The sequence below is a fragment of the Micromonospora chalcea genome, assembly GCF_002926165.1.
Taxonomy (GTDB): Bacteria; Actinomycetota; Actinomycetes; order Mycobacteriales; family Micromonosporaceae; genus Micromonospora; species Micromonospora chalcea.
The window spans coordinates 1-17,530 of the sequence record NZ_MAGP01000140.1 but is presented as its reverse complement, the minus strand read 5'-3'; the positions used below and the strand labels follow the sequence as shown (position 1 = coordinate 17,530).

Annotated in this window: 15 protein-coding genes; 12 read left to right on the top strand and 3 right to left on the bottom strand. The window is 74.2% G+C overall.

Features of this window, described 5'->3' with window-relative positions; translation table 11 throughout:
- Positions 1–166: 166 nt before the first annotated feature.
- The 4 genes from BAW75_RS23585 to BAW75_RS23570 all read left to right on the top strand — a co-directional run bounded on the left by BAW75_RS23585 (position 167) and on the right by BAW75_RS23570 (position 4,529).
- Positions 167–376, top strand: a complete 210-nt coding sequence (locus BAW75_RS23585) for a hypothetical protein (RefSeq protein WP_064448305.1) — start codon at positions 167–169, stop codon at positions 374–376.
- A gap of 48 nt (positions 377–424) precedes the next feature.
- Positions 425–2,413 carry a bifunctional adenosylcobinamide kinase/adenosylcobinamide-phosphate guanylyltransferase gene (locus BAW75_RS23580; RefSeq protein WP_104114957.1) on the top strand — a complete coding sequence of 663 codons (1,989 nt, stop codon included), beginning with the start codon at positions 425–427 and terminating at the stop codon, positions 2,411–2,413.
- Complete coding sequence (gene cobS, locus BAW75_RS23575; protein WP_104114956.1) at positions 2,403–3,176, top strand: adenosylcobinamide-GDP ribazoletransferase; 774 nt, start codon at positions 2,403–2,405, stop codon at positions 3,174–3,176. Before BAW75_RS23580 ends, cobS begins: the two co-directional genes overlap by 11 nt.
- A gap of 63 nt (positions 3,177–3,239) precedes the next feature.
- A complete protein-coding gene (locus tag BAW75_RS23570) occupies positions 3,240–4,529 on the top strand; it encodes a DUF2314 domain-containing protein (RefSeq protein WP_104114955.1) in 1,290 nt (429 codons plus the stop codon).
- A gap of 42 nt (positions 4,530–4,571) precedes the next feature.
- On the opposite strand, the gene gcvT is transcribed toward BAW75_RS23570, so the two are convergent.
- The gene (gene gcvT, locus BAW75_RS23565) at positions 4,572–5,696 is read right to left on the bottom strand and encodes a glycine cleavage system aminomethyltransferase GcvT (RefSeq protein WP_167435612.1); all 1,125 of its coding nucleotides are present in this window, start codon (positions 5,694–5,696) and stop codon (positions 4,572–4,574) included.
- A gap of 166 nt (positions 5,697–5,862) precedes the next feature.
- On the opposite strand from gcvT, the gene BAW75_RS23560 reads away from it, so the two are divergent.
- Positions 5,863–7,431 carry a leucyl aminopeptidase gene (locus BAW75_RS23560; RefSeq protein WP_064448300.1) on the top strand — a complete coding sequence of 523 codons (1,569 nt, stop codon included), beginning with the start codon at positions 5,863–5,865 and terminating at the stop codon, positions 7,429–7,431.
- 75 nt (positions 7,432–7,506) lie between these two features.
- Here the strand turns inward: BAW75_RS23560 and BAW75_RS23555 are convergent, their stop codons facing one another.
- Positions 7,507–7,836 carry a hypothetical protein gene (locus tag BAW75_RS23555; protein WP_013287729.1) on the bottom strand — a complete coding sequence of 110 codons (330 nt, stop codon included), beginning with the start codon at positions 7,834–7,836 and terminating at the stop codon, positions 7,507–7,509.
- Positions 7,837–8,014: 178 nt separating this feature from the next.
- Between BAW75_RS23555 and lpdA the strand changes: the two genes are divergently transcribed.
- Both lpdA and sucB read left to right on the top strand, forming a co-directional pair.
- Positions 8,015–9,406 carry a dihydrolipoyl dehydrogenase gene (gene lpdA / locus BAW75_RS23550; protein WP_043329337.1) on the top strand — a complete coding sequence of 464 codons (1,392 nt, stop codon included), beginning with the start codon at positions 8,015–8,017 and terminating at the stop codon, positions 9,404–9,406.
- Between the two features lie 65 nt (positions 9,407–9,471).
- Positions 9,472–11,322: a 2-oxoglutarate dehydrogenase, E2 component, dihydrolipoamide succinyltransferase gene (sucB, locus tag BAW75_RS23545; protein ID WP_104114954.1), complete on the top strand. Its 1,851-nt coding sequence runs from the start codon at positions 9,472–9,474 to the stop codon at positions 11,320–11,322.
- Positions 11,323–11,383: 61 nt separating this feature from the next.
- Here the strand turns inward: sucB and BAW75_RS23540 are convergent, their stop codons facing one another.
- Positions 11,384–12,328, bottom strand: coding sequence for an SDR family NAD(P)-dependent oxidoreductase (locus BAW75_RS23540; protein ID WP_104114953.1), 945 nt, complete (start codon positions 12,326–12,328; stop codon positions 11,384–11,386).
- A gap of 148 nt (positions 12,329–12,476) precedes the next feature.
- On the opposite strand from BAW75_RS23540, the gene BAW75_RS23535 reads away from it, so the two are divergent.
- From BAW75_RS23535 to BAW75_RS23515, 5 genes are all read left to right on the top strand, one after another.
- Positions 12,477–13,043: a TetR/AcrR family transcriptional regulator gene (locus BAW75_RS23535; RefSeq protein ID WP_104114952.1), complete on the top strand. Its 567-nt coding sequence runs from the start codon at positions 12,477–12,479 to the stop codon at positions 13,041–13,043.
- A gap of 44 nt (positions 13,044–13,087) precedes the next feature.
- Complete coding sequence (locus tag BAW75_RS23530; RefSeq protein ID WP_043329334.1) at positions 13,088–14,422, top strand: low temperature requirement protein A; 1,335 nt, start codon at positions 13,088–13,090, stop codon at positions 14,420–14,422.
- A 73-nt stretch (positions 14,423–14,495) separates the two neighbouring features.
- Positions 14,496–15,374, top strand: coding sequence for an oxidoreductase (locus tag BAW75_RS23525; RefSeq protein ID WP_064448296.1), 879 nt, complete (start codon positions 14,496–14,498; stop codon positions 15,372–15,374).
- 69 nt (positions 15,375–15,443) lie between these two features.
- Positions 15,444–16,391 carry an LLM class flavin-dependent oxidoreductase gene (locus tag BAW75_RS23520; RefSeq protein ID WP_104114951.1) on the top strand — a complete coding sequence of 316 codons (948 nt, stop codon included), beginning with the start codon at positions 15,444–15,446 and terminating at the stop codon, positions 16,389–16,391.
- A gap of 11 nt (positions 16,392–16,402) precedes the next feature.
- Positions 16,403–17,413: an aldo/keto reductase gene (locus tag BAW75_RS23515; RefSeq protein WP_104114950.1), complete on the top strand. Its 1,011-nt coding sequence runs from the start codon at positions 16,403–16,405 to the stop codon at positions 17,411–17,413.
- Positions 17,414–17,530 lie beyond the last annotated feature (117 nt).

Sequence of the window (17,530 nt, the reverse complement as noted above, 5' to 3'; positions counted from 1 at the left end):
CCCCTCGCCGCCGTCGTCCCGCAGGACGCCAAACCTCCGCAAGCCTAGTCGCCCGCCCACGACGCTTCACCCCTCGACCGGCGCGGGCCGACGCGCGGGTGCCCGCAAGGTTCGGCCGTCACCAGCGGGGTATCCACGCCGGACGTCGTCAGCGAGGGAGGACACCATGCGGCCGTTGCGGGAGATGGACACCGAGGAGATACGGGCGATGGCGGTACGCGGCGGCATCGAGGCGGCCCACGAGATGGACCGGGAGGAACTGCTCGACGCGCTTCTCGCCCGCCCCGGCGAGGGAGCCTGGCAGGAGGATCCGAAGCCGGGTGACGTGAATCCCAACGACTATCGCTTCGAGGCCCCCGAGCGCCGACCGCGATGAGCCACCTCTCACTGCCCCGCCGGGGCGGCGGCATCTAAGGTACGGAGCATGTCCGTTGACGGGTGGCACACCCTCCTGGTGCTCGGCGGTATCCGCTCCGGCAAGTCCGAGATCGCCGAGTCGCTGGTCGCCGACGCGCCCACGGTCCGGTACGTGGCGACCGCCCCGGCCGGGGATCCCGAGGACATCGAGTGGGCGGCCCGCCTCGCGACGCACCGCGCCCGCCGGCCGGGGAGCTGGACCACCGAGGAGACGGCCGCGAACCCGGGCCGACTGGTCGAGGTGATCGCCGCCGCCGGGCCGAACGAGACGCTGCTCGTGGACGACCTGGGCGGCTGGGTGACGGTGCTGCTCGACCCGGCCCACCAGCCGGCCGACGACACCGCCACGATCGCCGAGCTGGCCGCGGCGGTGCGCTCCAGCACCGCCCGGCTGGTGCTGGTCAGCCCCGAGGTGGGCCTGTCCCTGGTGCCCACCACGCCGCTCGGCCGGGCGTTCACTGACGCGCTCGGCGCCGCCAACCGCGCGGTCGCCGACGCCTGCGACGCGGTCGCGCTGGTGGTCGCCGGTCAGACCACATGGCTCAAGCCGGCCGCTCCGGCCCCCGCCCACGCCGTGCCGCCCGCCGGCACGTCGCCCGAGGCCGGGCCGAGCCGCGACGCGGCGCCCCAGGTCGCGACATCCTGGGCCACGGCACCCCGGCCCGCGCCGGACCAGGCCGCGCCGACCGGAGCCGCCGCGAGCCGGACCGCGCCGGCTCAGGCCGTACCGGCCGACCTCGGCGCCGGGGACGTGACGCTGCCCGAGGTACTCACCCCCGCCGCCGCCCCGCTGCCCGCCCCGGCCACGTCCGACGAGCCCGGTACGGGTGACTGGGCCGCCCCCACCATGGCGCTGCCGATGATCGCCACCGGCCTGGTGATCCAGCCGGGCATGGAACTGCCGATGCCGGATGACTACACCGGTCCGCAGGCGGTGGACCGGCTCGCCACGCTCGACCTTCCCGGCGCCGGTCTGGGCGTGCTGGAGCAGGTGGTCGGCTTCGCGGCCGCCACCCAGGGCACCTCGATGCCGCGGCCGTGGGACTCGGTGCGCGTACTGCTGATCCAGGGCGACCACGAAGGCGGCGTGTCGGCCGGCGCGCCGGCCGGTGAGTCGGCCCGCCGGGCCCGGCAGGCCCGCGCCGGCCGGGGCGCGCTGGCCCGGCTGGCCGCCGAGAACCACGCCGACCTGCAGATCGTCGAGGCGCCCACGTCGGCGCCGATCGAGGACCGCCCAGCCCTGCCCGGCGACGAGGTGGAGGCGGCGCTGCGCTACGGCTGGCGGCTCGCCGAGCAGGCCGCCGACGCGGGGGTGCAGTTGCTGGTGCTCGCCGCGTGCGGTGCGGGCGCCGAGGCCGCCGCCGCGGCGGTGCTCGCGGCCACCGCGGGCGCGGAGCCGCCCACCGTGCTCGGCCGGGTGATCACCGAGCAGGGCGAGATCGACGACACCGCCTGGATGGTCCGCTGCGCGGCGGTACGGGACGCGCTGCACCGCACCCGGCGCTCGTCCCGCGAGGCCAAGGACATCCTGGCCGAGCTGGGTGGCGGCGACATCGCGCTGGCCACCGGCGTCCTGCTGGGCGCCACCGCCCGTAAGGTGCCGGTGCTGCTGGACGGCCCGGTCGGCACCGCCGCCGCGATGGTCAGCCGCGACCTGGCCGGGCAGGCGCGGCACTGGTGCCTGCTGCCCGACCACGGCGGCCGTCCGGGTGTGCGACTGGCCGCCGACGTGCTCGGCCTGACCCCGCTGGTGGACCTGCGGCTCGACCTGGGCGAGGGGGCGACCGCGCTGGCCGCGCTGCCGCTGCTGCGCTCCGCGCTGACGCTCGCCGCCACGCTGCCGGCGCACCCGTCGCTGGGCGGCGACGACAGCTACGACAGCGACGCCGGCCGGACCGGCGACGAACCGGACTTCGCCGAGCCGGAGCCGGCCGGGCCGGGACCGACCACGATCGGGTCCGACGAGCCGGTCTCCCCCGGCCGACGTGCCGACTGAGTCGCGGCTCGCCGACGGCATCCGGCTGGCGCTCACCACGTTCACCACCGCACCGGTACGCGCCGGCCGGGTCGACCGGGCCGCCGCCGGCACCGCGATGGCGCTCGCCCCGCTGGTCGGGGCGCTGCTCGGCGCCGTACTCGGCGGGGTGCTGCTGCTCACCGGCGCGCTCGCGCCACCGCTCGTCGCCGCCGTGGTCACGGTGGGGCTGGGCGCGCTGCTCACCCGGGGGCTGCACCTGGACGGGCTGGCCGACACCGTGGACGCGCTCGGCTCGTACCGGCGTGGTCCGGCCGCGCTGGAGATCATGAAGCAGCCGGACGTCGGCCCGTTCGGGGTGGTCGCGCTGGTGATCGTACTCCTGCTCCAGAGCGCGGTGCTCGCGGAGCTGGCCGGGCGGGACGCGCTCGCCGCGTTCGCCGCCGTGGTCGCCGCGGCCGCGGCCGGGCGGCTCGCCGTCGGCCTGGCCTGCCGGCGCGGCGTGCCGGCCGCGCGGCCGGAGGGCCTGGGCGCGCTCGTGGCCGGCACCGTCGGGTGGGGCGCGCTGGCGCTCGGCGCGGTCGCCGTCGCGCTGGCGGCCGTGCCCGCGGCGCCGGACCGTCCGTGGCAGGGGCCGATCGCCGTGCTCGGCGCGCTCGCCGTCGCGGCCGGGCTGCTCCGGCACCTGGTACGCCGCTTCGGCGGCATCACCGGCGACGTGCTCGGGGCGCTCGTGGAGATCGTCACCACGCTGTCCTACCTGGGACTGGTGCTGACCGGCTGAGCGTCACCGGTCCGGGCGGGTAGCGTTCGGGGCGAGTGCACCGGCGCGGTCGAGGGGGACGGCATGCTCATCACGGACGACTTCCTGCCGGTACCGGTGCCCGAGTCGCTCGACGCGACCTATCTGGTGCCGATCACCGGGCTGCCCAAGGTGAGCCCGAAGACCGCAGTGGAAGGGCTGGCCGGGCGGCTCGCCGAGCCGGTGCACGGGCTGGCCAAGCAGATGCTCGACAGCCCGCTGATGACCGTCGACACCCGTACCGTCGACGAGTTCCCCGAGCTGCCGCCGGACCTGCTCACCGCGTTCGGCGCCACCGAGGAGCAACTGGCCCGGCTGGCCGCCGCCACCCACCTGGTGGTGGTGCAGGCCGAGTACCGGCCGGGCTGGCCGCCCGCGCACGAGTGGGCCGCCCGCGCGGTGGCCGCCGCGGTCGCCGAGACGGTCGGCGGGGACGTGGTGGACGTCTTCGGCCTCCAGTTCCTCGACCCGGCGGCGGCGCTGCGCTCGCGGCTCGACGAGCAGGGCCGGATCCGGCTCGTCGACTGGGTGCTGGTGCCCTACTCCTCGGACTCCGACGGGCTGTGGTTCACCACGAAGGGGCTGCGCCGGTTCGGCCTGCTGGAGTTGCAGGCCCAGGGCGTGCCGGACCACCTGACCCGGGCGTGGGGCGCGGTGATGACCGGCGCGGCCCGGCGGCTGCTGCGGGACTGGACCGACGGGCTGGCCGGCGAGGAGGTGCCGGCGTTCGTGCAGCTTCCCGTGCTGGCCACGGTGACCGGGCACGACATCGCCGTGGCGTACGGCAATCCGGAGCAGCACGGCGCGACCGCGCCGGTGCTGCTGCGGCTGGAGCTGGACCCGGCCACCGACCCGGACGCCGACTCGTTCCTGAGCCTCAACCCGCCGCCCGGGCATCCGGGTCCGCCCGGCCGCTACTTCGCCGCCGCCTGCGCGACGCTGTTCAACGGCATCCAGCCGGACGTGCGCTACACCCGCACCGGTGACGCGATGAGCCGCGCGGTGGAGACCGCCCGGGAGGCGCTCGGCGACATCCGGGCCCGGTTCCTGGCCGGGCGGCTGCCCGAGGAGAGCCAGCTCGTGGTCAAGTACGGGCTGCCCGGCGACGACGGCCCCGAGTACGTCTGGGCCGGGGTGACCTCGTGGGAGAGCCCGGAACGGATCGTCGGCGCGAGCGCCAGCGACGCCAACACCGACCCGAGCGTACGGATCGGCTCACCCGTGGTGGTGGAGGCGTCGGACGTGGTCGACTGGGCGGTGCTGGACGGCACCGGCGTGCTGGAGGGCGGCTGGACGCAGGCAGTCCTCGACGCCGGGGAGCGCGGCGAGGACTGACCCGCGCGGCTCAGCGCGCCGAGGGCCGATCCGCCTCCGGCCTCAGCGCACCGAGGGCTTGACGAACGGCGGCCGGGTCAGGCGCATCCGGGCACGGCGGCCCCGGATGTCCACCTCCAGCTCCTCGCCGTCGGCCAGCTTCGGGTCGGTGTCGACGAGCGCCAGCGCGACGCCGTGCTTGAGCGTCGGGCTGAACGTGCCGCTGGTGACGGTGCCGACCTGCCGGTCGCCCGCGTACACGGCCATGCCGGGGCGCGGGATGGCCCGGTCGACAGCGGTCAGGCCGCGCAGCGTACGGGCGGGTCCGGCGGCCTTCTCGGCGCGCAGCGCGTCGCGGCCCCAGAACGCCGGCTTGTCCCAGCCCACCGCCCAGCCGGAGCGGCCCTGCACCGGGGTGATCTCCGGGGACAGGTCCTGCCCGTGCAGCGGGTAGCCCATCTCGGTGCGCAGCGTGTCCCGGGCGGCCAGGCCGCAGGCACGGACGTCGCCGGCTGCGGCGAAGAGCGCGTCCCAGACGGCGACCGCGTGCTCGGACGCCACGACCAGCTCGTAGCCCAGCTCGCCGGTGTAGCCGGTGCGGCACACGGTCAGCTCCACCCCGTCGAGCGTGGCGGTGGAGAAACTCATGTAGTCGTGCCCGGTGGGCAGGCCGAGCGCGCCCAGCAGGTCCGCCGAGCGCGGGCCCTGGACGGCGAGCACCGCGTACGCCTCGTGCTCGTCGGTGACGGTGACTTCGGCGGGCGCGGCGGCGCGCAGCCGGCGGGCCACCTCGGCGGTGTTCGCGGCGTTGGGGATCAGGAAGACGTGGTCGTCGGCGTGCAGGTAGGCGATGATGTCGTCCACCACGCCGCCGGTGGCGTCGTCGCAGCAGAGCGTGTACTGCGCCTGACCGGGGGCGATCCGGCCGAGGTCGTTGGTGAGGCAGGCGTTGACGAAGTCCGCCGCGCCCGGCCCGGTGACCCGGATCTTGCCCAGGTGCGAGACGTCGAACACGCCGACGCCCTCGCGGACGGCGGTGTGCTCCTTGAGCACGCCGCCACCGGCGTACTCCAGCGGCATCTGCCAGCCCCCGAAGGGGGCGAACTTCGCGCCGAGCGCGGTGTGCCGCTCGTGCAGCGGGGAGCGGCGCAGCCGGGTCTCGGCGGCGTCGGAGGTCACCTCGGTCATGGGTGGCAACTTACCGGCCGCGACGACTGTGGTTAGCATCGGCGGGATCCCGTCGGCGCGCATCGGCGGGACACCCACGCCTTCCGGCGGGTAGGTTGCCGCCGGAGACACCTTCACCGCCGGTACGCGACGACGCGGCCGGCCCGGCCCGCCCGGAGTAGCTTTCGTGACATCGCCCCGCACCACCCTCAGCCTGGTCGACACCGACCCCGCCGAACTCGCCGTCGACGCGATCGTGATCGGCGTGCACAGCCAGACCACCGAGCCGGGCAGCGGCGCACCCGCCCACGCCCTGCTGCTGGCCACCGGCGGGGAGAGCATCGCCGCCGCGTTCGACGGAAAGCTGACCGAGACGCTGGCCCTGCTCGGCGCGACAGGTGGCCCGGGCGAGGTGATCAAGCTGGCCACGCTGGGCACCGTGACCGCCCCGCTGGTCGTGGCCGTCGGCCTCGGCCCGGAGCCCTCGGGCGCCGCTCCGGCCCCGGAGTCGCTGCGCCGGGCCGCCGGCGCCGCCGTACGGGCGCTGGCCGGCGCGGCGCGCGTCGCCCTGGCCCTGCCGCTGCCCGACGACGCCGACGCCCCGGCCGCGCTGCGCGCGGTCGCCGAGGGCGCGCTGCTGGGCGGCTACCGGTTCGCCGGCTACAAGACCAAGCCGCAGCCGGCCCGCCGTGAGCCGGTGGCCGAGGTGCTGGTGGCGGTGCCGGACGCGGCCGACGCGACCGCCCAGGCCGAGGTCGCGCGGGCGCAGGCGGTAGCCGGCGCGGTGCGGACCAGCCGGGACTGGGTGAACACCGCGCCGAACGAGCTGCGTCCCCCGGCGTTCGCCGACGCCGTCTCCGCCGCCGCCCGCGAGGCGGGGCTGGAGGTCGAGGTGCTGGACGAGGCGGCGCTCAAGGCCGGTGGCTACGGCGGCATCCTCGCCGTCGGCCAGGGCTCCGAGGCCCCGCCGCGGCTGGTGAAGCTCACCTGGACGCCGGAGGGCGGCGGCAACGGCAAGCGGGTCGCGCTGGTCGGCAAGGGCATCACGTTCGACACCGGCGGCATCTCGATCAAGCCGGCGCAGGGCATGTGGGAGATGAAGTCGGACATGGCCGGCGCGGCGGCGGTCGGCGCGGCCATGCTGGCGATCGCGGCGCTCAAGCCGTCGGTCACCGTCACCGGCTACCTGCCGATGGCGGAGAACATGCCGTCGGGCGCCAGCTACCGGCCGGGCGACGTGATCAGCATGTTCAACGGCAAGAAGGTGGAGGTGCTGAACACCGACGCCGAGGGCCGGATGGTGCTGGCCGACGCGATGGCGCGGGCCTGCGCGGACGGCGCGGACTACCTGTTCGAGACCTCCACGCTGACCGGCGGGCAGGTGATCGCGCTGGGCAAGCGGATCGCCGGTGTGATGGGCACCCCGGAGCTGTGCGAGCGGGTGCGGGTGGCCGGTGACGCGACCGGTGAGCCGGCCTGGCCGATGCCGCTGCCGGACGACGTGCGCAAGGGCATGGAGTCGGACGTCGCGGACATCTCGCAGGTCAACGCCGGGATGGACCGGGCCGGGCACATGCTGCAGGGCGGCGTGTTCCTGCGCGAGTTCGTCACCGACGACGTGGCGTGGGCGCACATCGACATCGCCGGTCCGGGTTACCACTCGGGCGAGGCGACCGGCTACTGGACCAAGGGCGGCACCGGCGTGCCGGTGCGTACGCTCGTGCACCTGGTCGAGGACGTCGCCACCAACGGCTGACGTGTAAGGAAGGGCCCCTTCTTAACGCCTCGCGTTGTAGAAGGGGCCCTTTTTAACACCCGCGCCCGCGCCCGCTCAGAACAACTCGGGACGACGCTTGCGGCGTTCGTTGTAGTCGCGCATGCGCTGCGGATAGCCCATCAGCCGCACGTCGTAGATCGGGATGGCGATCCGGTGCGCCCAGCGGCGGGCCTCGTCCGGCCCGCCCACGCGCCGCCGGGTCCACTCGCCGTCGTCGGCGATCAGCATGATCGTGGTCTCGGTGACCGTCGTACGGGGTTCGATGTACGCCTCGACGCCCTTACGGGTCCGGACGAAGTTCTCCAAGTGGTCCAGATCGGCGCGGTCGGCGGCACGGTCGCGGCTCGCCGGGGCGGCCCGCTTTCGTCGTCGGAACAACCCCACCGAATCCACTCCTCCCCCAAGCCGTCATCGAGGACGGTGCCAAGGGTACGTGTCACCGACGTGTCGTTGGGCACCTCGGTACGCGCCCGGTCCGTGGTGGTGACAAGATGACCGAGGTGGGGTGTGCCTGTTACTCCGCCGTAACCCCCGATGCAGTGACGCGACCTGGGAGTTGGATGTGAGCGAGCCGAACGACACGACCTTCGACATCGTCATCCTCGGAGGTGGTAGCGGCGGCTACGCGGCGGCGCTGCGTGCCGCCCAGCTGGACCTCTCCGTCGCCCTCATCGAGAAGAGCAAGCTCGGCGGGACGTGCCTGCACAACGGGTGCATCCCGACCAAGGCGCTGCTGCACGCCGCCGAGATCGCCGACCAGACCCGCGAGTCCGAGCAGTTCGGCGTGAAGGCCGAGCTGGTGGGCATCGACATGAAGGCGGTCAACTCGTACAAGGACGGCGTGATCTCCCGCCTGTACAAGGGCCTGCAGGGCCTGGTGGGCAGCAGCAAGAAGATCACCTTCGTGGCGGGCGCCGGCAAGCTGGTCGGCAAGAACGTCGTCGAGGTGGACGGCAAGCGCTACACCGGCCGTAACGTCGTGCTGGCCTCCGGCTCGTACGCGAAGAGCCTGCCCGGCCTGGACGTCGACGGCGAGCGGATCATCACCAGCGACCACGCCCTGACCCTGGACCGCGTGCCGTCCTCGGCGATCGTGCTCGGCGGCGGCGTGATCGGCGTCGAGTTCGCCAGCGTCTGGAAGTCCTTCGGCGTGGACGTGACCATCGTCGAGGCGCTGCCCCGCCTGGTCGCCGCCGAGGACGAGGAGTCGTCGAAGGCGCTGGAGCGGGCGTTCCGCAAGCGGAAGATCAACTTCAAGGTCGGCAAGCCGTTCGAGAAGGTCGAGAAGACCGACAAGGGCGTGAAGCTGACGATTCAGGGCGGTGACACGGTCGAGGCCGAGCTGCTGCTGGTCGCCGTGGGCCGCGGCCCGAACACCGCCGGCCTCGGCTACGAGGAGCAGGGCGTCAAGATGGACCGCGGTTACGTGCTGACCGACGAGCGGCTGCGCACCAGCGTGCCGAACGTCTACGCGGTCGGCGACATCGTGCCCGGCCTGCAGCTCGCGCACCGCGGCTTCCAGCAGGGCATCTTCGTCGCCGAGGAGATCGCCGGGAAGAGCCCGGCCGTGATCGACGAGGCCGGCATCCCGCGCGTGACGTACTGCGACCCGGAGCTGGCGTCGGTCGGCCTGACCGAGGCGAAGGCCAAGGAGCAGTACGGCGCCGACAAGATCAAGACGTACAACTACAACCTGGGCGGCAACGGCAAGAGCCAGATCCTCAAGACCGCGGGCCACGTGAAGCTGGTCCGGGTGGACGACGGCCCGGTGGTCGGCGTGCACATGGTCGGCGCCCGGGTCGGTGAGCTGATCGGCGAGGCGCAGCTCATCTACAACTGGGAGGCGTACCCGGCCGAGGTGGCGCAGCTCGTGCACGCCCACCCGACGCAGAACGAGGCTCTGGGCGAGGCGCACCTGGCCCTGGCCGGCAAGCCGCTGCACGCGCACGCCTGACACGACAACCGCGGCGTCCGGCGACGGGCGAGAATCCCACCAGGGAATGAAGGAGTCTGGAGAACATGCCGGTATCGGTCACCATGCCCCGGCTCGGCGAGAGCGTCACCGAGGGCACCGTCACGCGCTGGCTCAAGCAGGAGGGTGACACCGTCGAGGTCGACGAGCCCCTGCTCGAGGTGTCGACCGACAAGGTCGACACCGAGATCCCGTCCCCCGCGGCGGGCGTGCTGAGCCGGATCGTGGTCGGCGACGACGAGACCGCCGAGGTCGGCAGCGAGCTGGCGGTCATCGCCGCTGAGGGCGAGGACGCGGGCGCGGCCCCGAAGCAGGAGGCCGAGCCGGCCACCGAGCCGACCGCCGCCGCCGAGGGCACCGGCCCCGAGCCGGAGCAGCAGGCCGAGGAGGCCGCCGCCGAGCCGGGCGCCGAGGCCGAGCAGCCGGCCGTCGAGGAGCCGGCCCAGCCGGCGGCGTCGTCGGGCGAGGGCACGCCGGTGACCATGCCGGCCCTGGGCGAGAGCGTCACCGAGGGCACCGTCACCCGCTGGCTCAAGCAGGTCGGTGAGACCGTCGAGGTGGACGAGCCGCTGCTGGAGGTCTCCACCGACAAGGTCGACACCGAGATCCCGTCGCCGGTCGCCGGCACGCTGCAGGAGATCAAGGTCGCCGAGGACGAGACCGCCGACGTCGGCGCCGTGCTGGCGATCGTCGGGGTGGCCGGTGCCGCGCCCGCGAAGGCGGAGCCGAAGCCCGAGCCCAAGCCGGAGCCCAAGGCCGAGGCGAAGCCCGAGCCCAAGCCGGAGCCCAAGCCGGAGCCGAAGGTCGAGGAGCCGACGCCGGGCGCGGCCTACAACGAGCCGGCCGCCGAGGCGGAGCAGGCCGCGCAGCCGGCCAAGGCCGAGGCGGCGGCCCAGCCGGCCGCGCCGGCCGCCACGCAGCGCCGGAGCGTTCCGGCCGAGCACGGCGAGGACTCCGCCGGGTACGTGACGCCGCTGGTGCGCAAGCTCGCCGCCGAGCACGGCGTGGACCTGGGCTCGGTCAAGGGCACCGGCGTGGGTGGCCGCATCCGCAAGCAGGACGTGCTGGAGGCGGCGGAGAAGGCGAAGGCCGCCAAGCCCGCGCCGACCGCCGCCGCTCCGGCCGCGAAGGCGGAGGCGCCGGCCCAGCCGGCCGCCAAGCCGCAGCCGAGCGCCAAGCGGGGTACGACGGAGAAGCTGCCGCGTATCCGGGCCACCATCGCCAAGCGGATGCAGCAGTCGCTGCACGAGACGGCCCAGCTGACCACCGTGGTCGAGGTGGACGTCACCCGGGTCGCGAAGCTGCGCGCGCGGGCGAAGGAGTCGTTCCAGGCCAAGCACGGCGTGAAGCTGTCGTTCCTGCCGTTCTTCGCGCTCGCCGCCGTCGAGGCGCTCCAGACGTACCCGATCGTCCAGGCCAGCATGGACCTGGAGGGCGGGACGATCACCTACCCGGCCGCGGAGCACCTGGGCATCGCCGTGGACACCGAGCGCGGCCTGCTCGTGCCGGTCATCCACAACGCCGGTGACCTGAACATGGGCGGCATCGCCAAGCGGATCGCCGACCTGGCCGAGCGCACCCGGGCCAACAAGATCACCCCGGACGAGATGGCCGGGGCGACGTTCACGCTCACCAACACCGGCAGCCGGGGCGCCCTGTTCGACACCCCGATCGTGCCGTCGCCGCAGTCGGCGATGCTCGGCACGGGCGCTGTGGTGAAGCGCCCGGTCGTGGTGAACGACCCGGAGCTGGGCGAGGTCGTGGCGATCCGGTCGATGGTCTACCTGGCCATGTCGTACGACCACCGGCTGATCGACGGCGCCGACGCGGCCCGTTTCCTCACCGCGGTGAAGGAGCGGCTGGAGGCCGGCAACTTCGAGGCCGAGCTGGGTCTGTAGATCCGAGACGGCGAGGGGGCGCGCGGCGACATGCCGCGCGCCCCCTTCGTCGTCAGCGGCCTCAGCCCTTCAGGTGCTCCTCGGATACCGTCCAGAGCTGCTCGGCGGCCTCCGGGTCCCGGGCGTACGGCGCCCAGCCGGTCCGCGTGCCCGGCTGGTTCGGCCCGGCCTCCTGGCAGTCCTCGAAGTACCGGCCGCCGACGCCGTCGAGCAGCGGTGAGGTGGCGACCAGCACCGAGGTCGCCGCGCCCTGCTCCGGGGTCTTGAACGAGGCCGCGCCGCCACCGCTCTGCGCGCGCATCCGGGCCAACTCCTCCTCGGTGATGTAGCGCTGCAGGTTGGTCCGGATCGCGCCGGGCATCAGCGCGTTGGCCCAGATGCCGTCGTCGGCCCAGCGGCGGGTCGCCTCCACCGCGAACAGCACGTTCGCGGTCTTGGACTGCCCGTACGCCAGCCACGGGTCGTACGGCCGCTGCCGGAAGTGGATGTCGGAGAACTCCACCGGCGACCGCAGGTGGGCGGCCGAGCTGACCGAGACGATCCGCGCGCCACCGGCCGCGGCGAGCGCCGGGCGCAGTCCGGTGGCGAGCGCGAAGTGCCCGAGGTGGTTCGTGGCGAACTGCATCTCCCAGCCCTGCTCGGTACGCATCTCCGGGGAGGCCATGATCCCGGCGTTGTTGACGAGCATGTGCAGCGGCCCGTCCCAGTTCCGGACGAACGCGGCCACCGACGCGAGATCGTCCAGGTCGAGCGGGGCGACCAGGATCCGGTCGTTGCCGGTGGCGCCGGTGAGCTCGGCGGCGGCGCGCTGACCGGCCTCGGTGTTGCGGACGGCGAGGGTGACGTCCGCTCCGGCGGAGGCGAGCGCGCGGGCGGTCTCCACGCCGATCCCGGAGGCGCCGCCGGTGACGACGGCCCGCCGGCCGGTCAGGTCCAGGTCGCGGACCACTTCCAGGGCGGTGGTCTCGGAGTCGAACGGGGTCGTGACTGGTGTCGGGGTTGTCATGGTCCATCCTTGTCGACGGCGACGCGGACCGATGTCCGCCCGCTACGATGAGAAGCGGAGGATCCTCCGTTACTTGCTCAGCATAACCGGAGGAGACTCCGGTTACCACCGACCGGGGCCCGCGACCCGGTCGAGCCGAGGAGGAACCGTGCCCGACCGACCGCTGCGCGCCGACGCGCTGCGCAACCGGCAGCGCCTGCTGGACGCCGCGGTGCAGGCGTTTTCCCAGGCGGGCGCGGAGGTAACGCTCGACCGCGTCGCCAAGGAGGCCGGGGTCGGGATCGGCACGCTCTACCGCCACTTCCCCAGCCGGGAAGCGCTCATCGAGGCGGCGTACCGCAACGAGCTGGAGAAGCTCTGCGACGCCGCGCCGGCGCTGCTCGCCAACCGGCCCGCCGACGTGGCGCTGCGCACGTGGATGGACCGGTTCGTCGACTACCTCGCCACCAAGCGGGGCATGGCCGACGCCCTGCGGCTGGTCATCGCCTCCGGCGCCAACCCGTACGCGCAGAGCCGCGACCTGCTGCTGGCCGCGCTCGGCGAACTCCTCGCCGCCGGCGCGGCGGCCGGTGCCGTACGCGCCGACGTGGCCGCCGCCGACGTGCTCGCCAGCCTCAGCGGGGTGTCCCTGGTGGCCGGCGAGCCGGACCAGCACGCCCAGGCCGGACGCCTGCTCGACCTGCTGATGGACGGCCTGCGCCACCGGACGGGCTGACCGAATCGGCCACCCGGCCCGACCTGCGCTGACAGACTCGGCCGGTGGGCTCGAACCGGTGGCGGGGACGCCTGGGGCCGGCGGTGCCGGTGGCCCCGGGCGCCCGCGTCGACCGGTTCGAGATCTTCTTCGACCTGGTCTTCGTCTTCTCGTTCTTCATCATCACCCGGGCCACCGCCCTGCAGGTGACCGGCGGGGCGCTGCTGCACGCGCTGCTGGTCCTCGCCGTGCTCTGGTGGTCGTGGGTGGTGCACAGCGTGGTCGCCACCCGGGTACGCCTCGGCGAAGGCTTCGTCCCGGTGCTCATGACAGTCGGCATGGCCGCGCTGTTCACGTTCGCGCTGTCGCTGCCACAGGCGTTCCGGGACCCGACCGGCAACGCGGCCGGGCCGATGGTCGCGGCGCTCAGCTACACCGTCCTGCGGTTGATCCACCTGCTGCTGTACCGGCACGCGGTCCGGGACAGCCCGAACGAGCGCCGGCAACTCCTCCGGTTCGCCCCGGAGTTGATCGGCAGCACCGCGCTGCTGCTGGTCGCCGCGCTGCTGCCGCCGAGGATCGACGACCTGTTCTCCGCGGCGGTGCTCCGCGACGTGCTGTGGGCGGTGGTCGTCCTGCTCCAGTACGGCACCGGCATCCTCGCCGGCACCTGGGGCTGGGGCGTCGCATCGGCCGAACACTGGACCGAGCGGTACGACCTGATCCTGATCATCGCGCTGGGCGAGTCCGTGATCTCGGTCGGCGTCGGCAGCAACCTGCTCGGCCAGCCGCCCACCTGGCCGGCCGTGACCGCGGCCGTGCTCGGCATCTTCTTCACCGCCGCGCTCTGGTGGGCGCACTACGACATGATCGGGCCGGCCGCCCGGATCGCGTTGCACGTCGCGCAGGACGGCCCCCGGGTGGCGATGGCCCGGGACGCGTACGCCTACCTGTTCCTGCCGATGATCGCGGGCATCATCCTGTTCGCGCTCGGCGCCGAGACGATAGTGCACGGCATCGCCGACCCGAACGTGCCGCCCAGCGAGCCGGGGCACGGGCCGAGCGTGCCGCTGCTGTTCGGCGGCGTGATCTGCTATCTCTGCGGCAACATGCTGTTCCAGCTCCGTACCCTGCGCACGCTGAGCTGGACGCGGGTCGCGACGGCGTTGCTGCTCGGCCTGAGCATCCCGGTCGCGGAACGGGTGCCGGGGCTGGCCGCGCTGGGCATGCTCACCGCCATCACCGTGGGTATGGTGGCCGTCGAAGTGATCGTCTTCGACGAGGGCCGGCGGGCCCTGCGGAAGCTGGTCTTCGAGGAACGCGCCAGCCACGAGGCGCACGAGGCGGCCTGGCGGGCCCGCTGGCACGAACGGCCCGACGACCGCGACGAAGGCGAGTGAACCACCGGCCCGCCGCCTCCGTGAAACCTGTCGGCCCCGCCGCGGGGCCACACCTGAGGGATACGGGGGCCACATGACCATCGACACCGTCCACGCCGGCGCGGCCGGCGCCTGGCAGCTCGGCGACCTGACCGTCAACCGGATGGGCCTGGGCGCGATGCGGCTGACCGCGAACGCCGACGGCAGCCCGAGCGACCGCGACCGGGCCGTCGCCGTGCTGCGCCGCGCCGTCGAGCTGGGCGTCAACCACATCGACACGGCCGCGTTCTACTTCTCGCCGCTGCGCTCGGCCAACGAGCTGATCAACCGGGCGCTGTGGCCGTACCCGGAGGATCTGGTCATCGTGACCAAGGTCGGGCCGGGCAAGGACCCGTCCGGGCAGTGGCTGCCGGCGGCCCGCCCGGACCAGCTGCGCGGCCAGGTGGAGGAGAACCTGCGCCAGCTCGGCCGCGACCACCTGGACGTGGTGAACCTGCGGGTGCACGGCCCGGAGCCGCTGTCCGAGCACTTCGGCGCGCTCGCCGAGCTGCGCGACGCCGGGCTGATCCGGCACCTCGGCGTCTCCGCCGTACGCCCCCACCAGGTCACCGAGGCGCGCGCCATCGCACCGGTGGTGTGTGTGCAGAACTCGTACGGCCTGGGCTACCGCCGTCAGCACGACGAGCTGATCCGTGACTGCGCCGCGCACGGCACCGCGTTCGTGCCGTTCTTCTCCCTCGTCACCAGCGGTCGGGAGGCCGGCGCGACCGGCGAGGAGCACCCGGAGGTGCTCGCGGTGGCCCGGGAGCACGGCGTGACGGCGGCCCAGGTCCGGCTGGCGTGGACGCTGGCCCGCGGCCCGAACGTGCTGGCCATCCCCGGCACCGGCGACCCGGCGCACCTGGAGCAGAACGTCGCCGCCGCCGCGCTGCGCCTCTCCCCCGCCGACCTGGCCCGCCTCGACGCCGTGTGACGTTCGGCCGTCGGCAGAATCGGCGCGCGCGGGGTGGCTCGCGGCCCGGCGCGCGCCGATGCTGAGGCGATGGCGACCTTCTCCGTACAGGCCCATCCCACCGACGCGGCGAGCTGGACCGAGCTGGCCCGCACCGTCGAGGCGGCCGGTTTCGACGCGCTGTTCGCCGCCGACCATCCGGGCGACTGCGCGTCGCCGTTCGTCGCGCTGGCCGCCGCCGGAGCCGTGACCAGCACGCTGGGCCTCGGCTCGTACGTCTCCAACGCCGCTGTCCGGGAACCGATCCTGCTCGCCGCCGACGTGGCCACGCTGGACGTGGTCTCCGGCGGGCGGGCCCGGCTCGGGCTCGGCGCCGGCCACACCCCGGCCGAGTGGCGGGCCGTCGGGCGCGAGCGCCCGGACGTCGCCGCCCGGGTCCGCCGCTGCGTCGCAGTGGCCGAGGCGGTACGGGCGCTGCTGGCCGGCGACGAGGTCACTGTGGACACCGAGGAGCTGACCGCGTACGCGGCACGCCTGCACCGGCCGCGCCCGGTGCAGGACCGGATCCCGCTGACCGTCGGCACGGCCAACTCGACGCTGCTGCGCTGGGCCGGGAAGCACGCCGACGTGGTCGGTCTGACCGGCTTCGGCCGCACCCTGGCCGACGGCCACCAGCACAGCGTCCGGTGGCGGGCCGACCAGATCGAGGCGCAGCTCGCCCACGTCGCGGCCGGAGCGGCCGGCCGGGAGACGCCGCCGCTGCTGGAGGCGCTGGTCCAGCACGTCGCGGTCACCGACGACGCCGAGGCGGCCGCCGCCACAACTGCCGCCGAGACCGGGCTCACCCCGGCGGAGGTGCTGGCCACCCCGTTCGTGCTGGCCGGCACGCCCGACGAGATCGTCGCGGCGGTGGCCGGGCACGAGCGCCGCTGGGGCGTCACCCACTTCGCGGTACGCGCCGACGCGGTGGCGCCGCTCCTGCCGCTGCTGCCCCGGCTGGCCGGAAAAGCGCTGGACTTCGAGCACACTCGAAAGTGAACACTGGGCGCATGACGACGACACGACGGCTGGGCCGCAGCGGCATCGAGGTCAGCGCGATCGGCATGGGCTGCTGGGCGATCGGCGGTCCGCTCTGGGACGGCACGCAGCCGCTGGGCTGGGGCGAGGTGGACGACGACGAGTCGGTGCGTACCGTCCACCGGGCTCTCGACCTGGGCGCGACGCTGTTCGACACCTCCAGCAACTACGGCGCCGGGCACAGCGAGCGGGTACTCGGGCGCGCGCTGGCGGGCCGCCGGGACCGCGCGGTCATCGCGACCAAGTTCGGCTATCCCACCGACGAGGAGACCCGCCAGGCGCTCGGCGAGGACGCCAGTCCCGAGTACGCGCGGCGCAGCCTGGAGGGTTCGCTGCGCCGGCTCGGCACCGACCACGTCGACCTCTACCAGCTCCACCTGGGCGGCCTGCCGGTGCCACGGGCGCTGGACCTCGTCGGCACGCTGGAGGACCTGGTCGCGGAGGGGAAGATTCGCGCGTACGGCTGGAGCACCGACGACCCCGCCTCGGCGCGCGCCTTCGCCGAGGCGGGACCGCACTGCGCGGCGATCCAGCACGACCAGTCGGTGCTGCGGGACAACGCCGCCATGCTCGCGGTGTGCGCGGAGTTCGACCTGGCGAGCCTCAATCGAGGGCCGCTGGCGATGGGCCTGCTCACCGCGAAGTACCAGGACGCGCCGACCGCCCGGGGCGGCGACGACGTCCGCGGTGTGGCACCGGAGTGGCTGGACTGGTTCACCGGCGGCGTACCGCGCGCCGAGTGGGCGCAGCGGGTGGCCCGGGTCCGTGCGGCGCTGACCGCCGACGGCCGCACGCTCGCCCAGGGCGCGCTGGGCTGGCTGCTCGCCCGCAGCCCGCACACGCTGCCGATCCCCGGCTGCCGGACCGTGGCGCAGGCCGAGGAGAACCTGGGAGCGCTGGCGTACGGGCCGCTGCCGCAGGCCGCGTTCGCCGAGGTGGAACGCCTGCTCGCCGACCTGCGCACCGCCCCGGCCGACGCCTGACAGTGAGGATGTAGGGGTGGGGTCACCCGGCCTGGTCTGACTCACCGCCTGACCGACGTTGCTGTCCTGGAGCGGATCCGTCGGCTTGGTCCGGGTGACCCCGTTCCTGCACGTCAC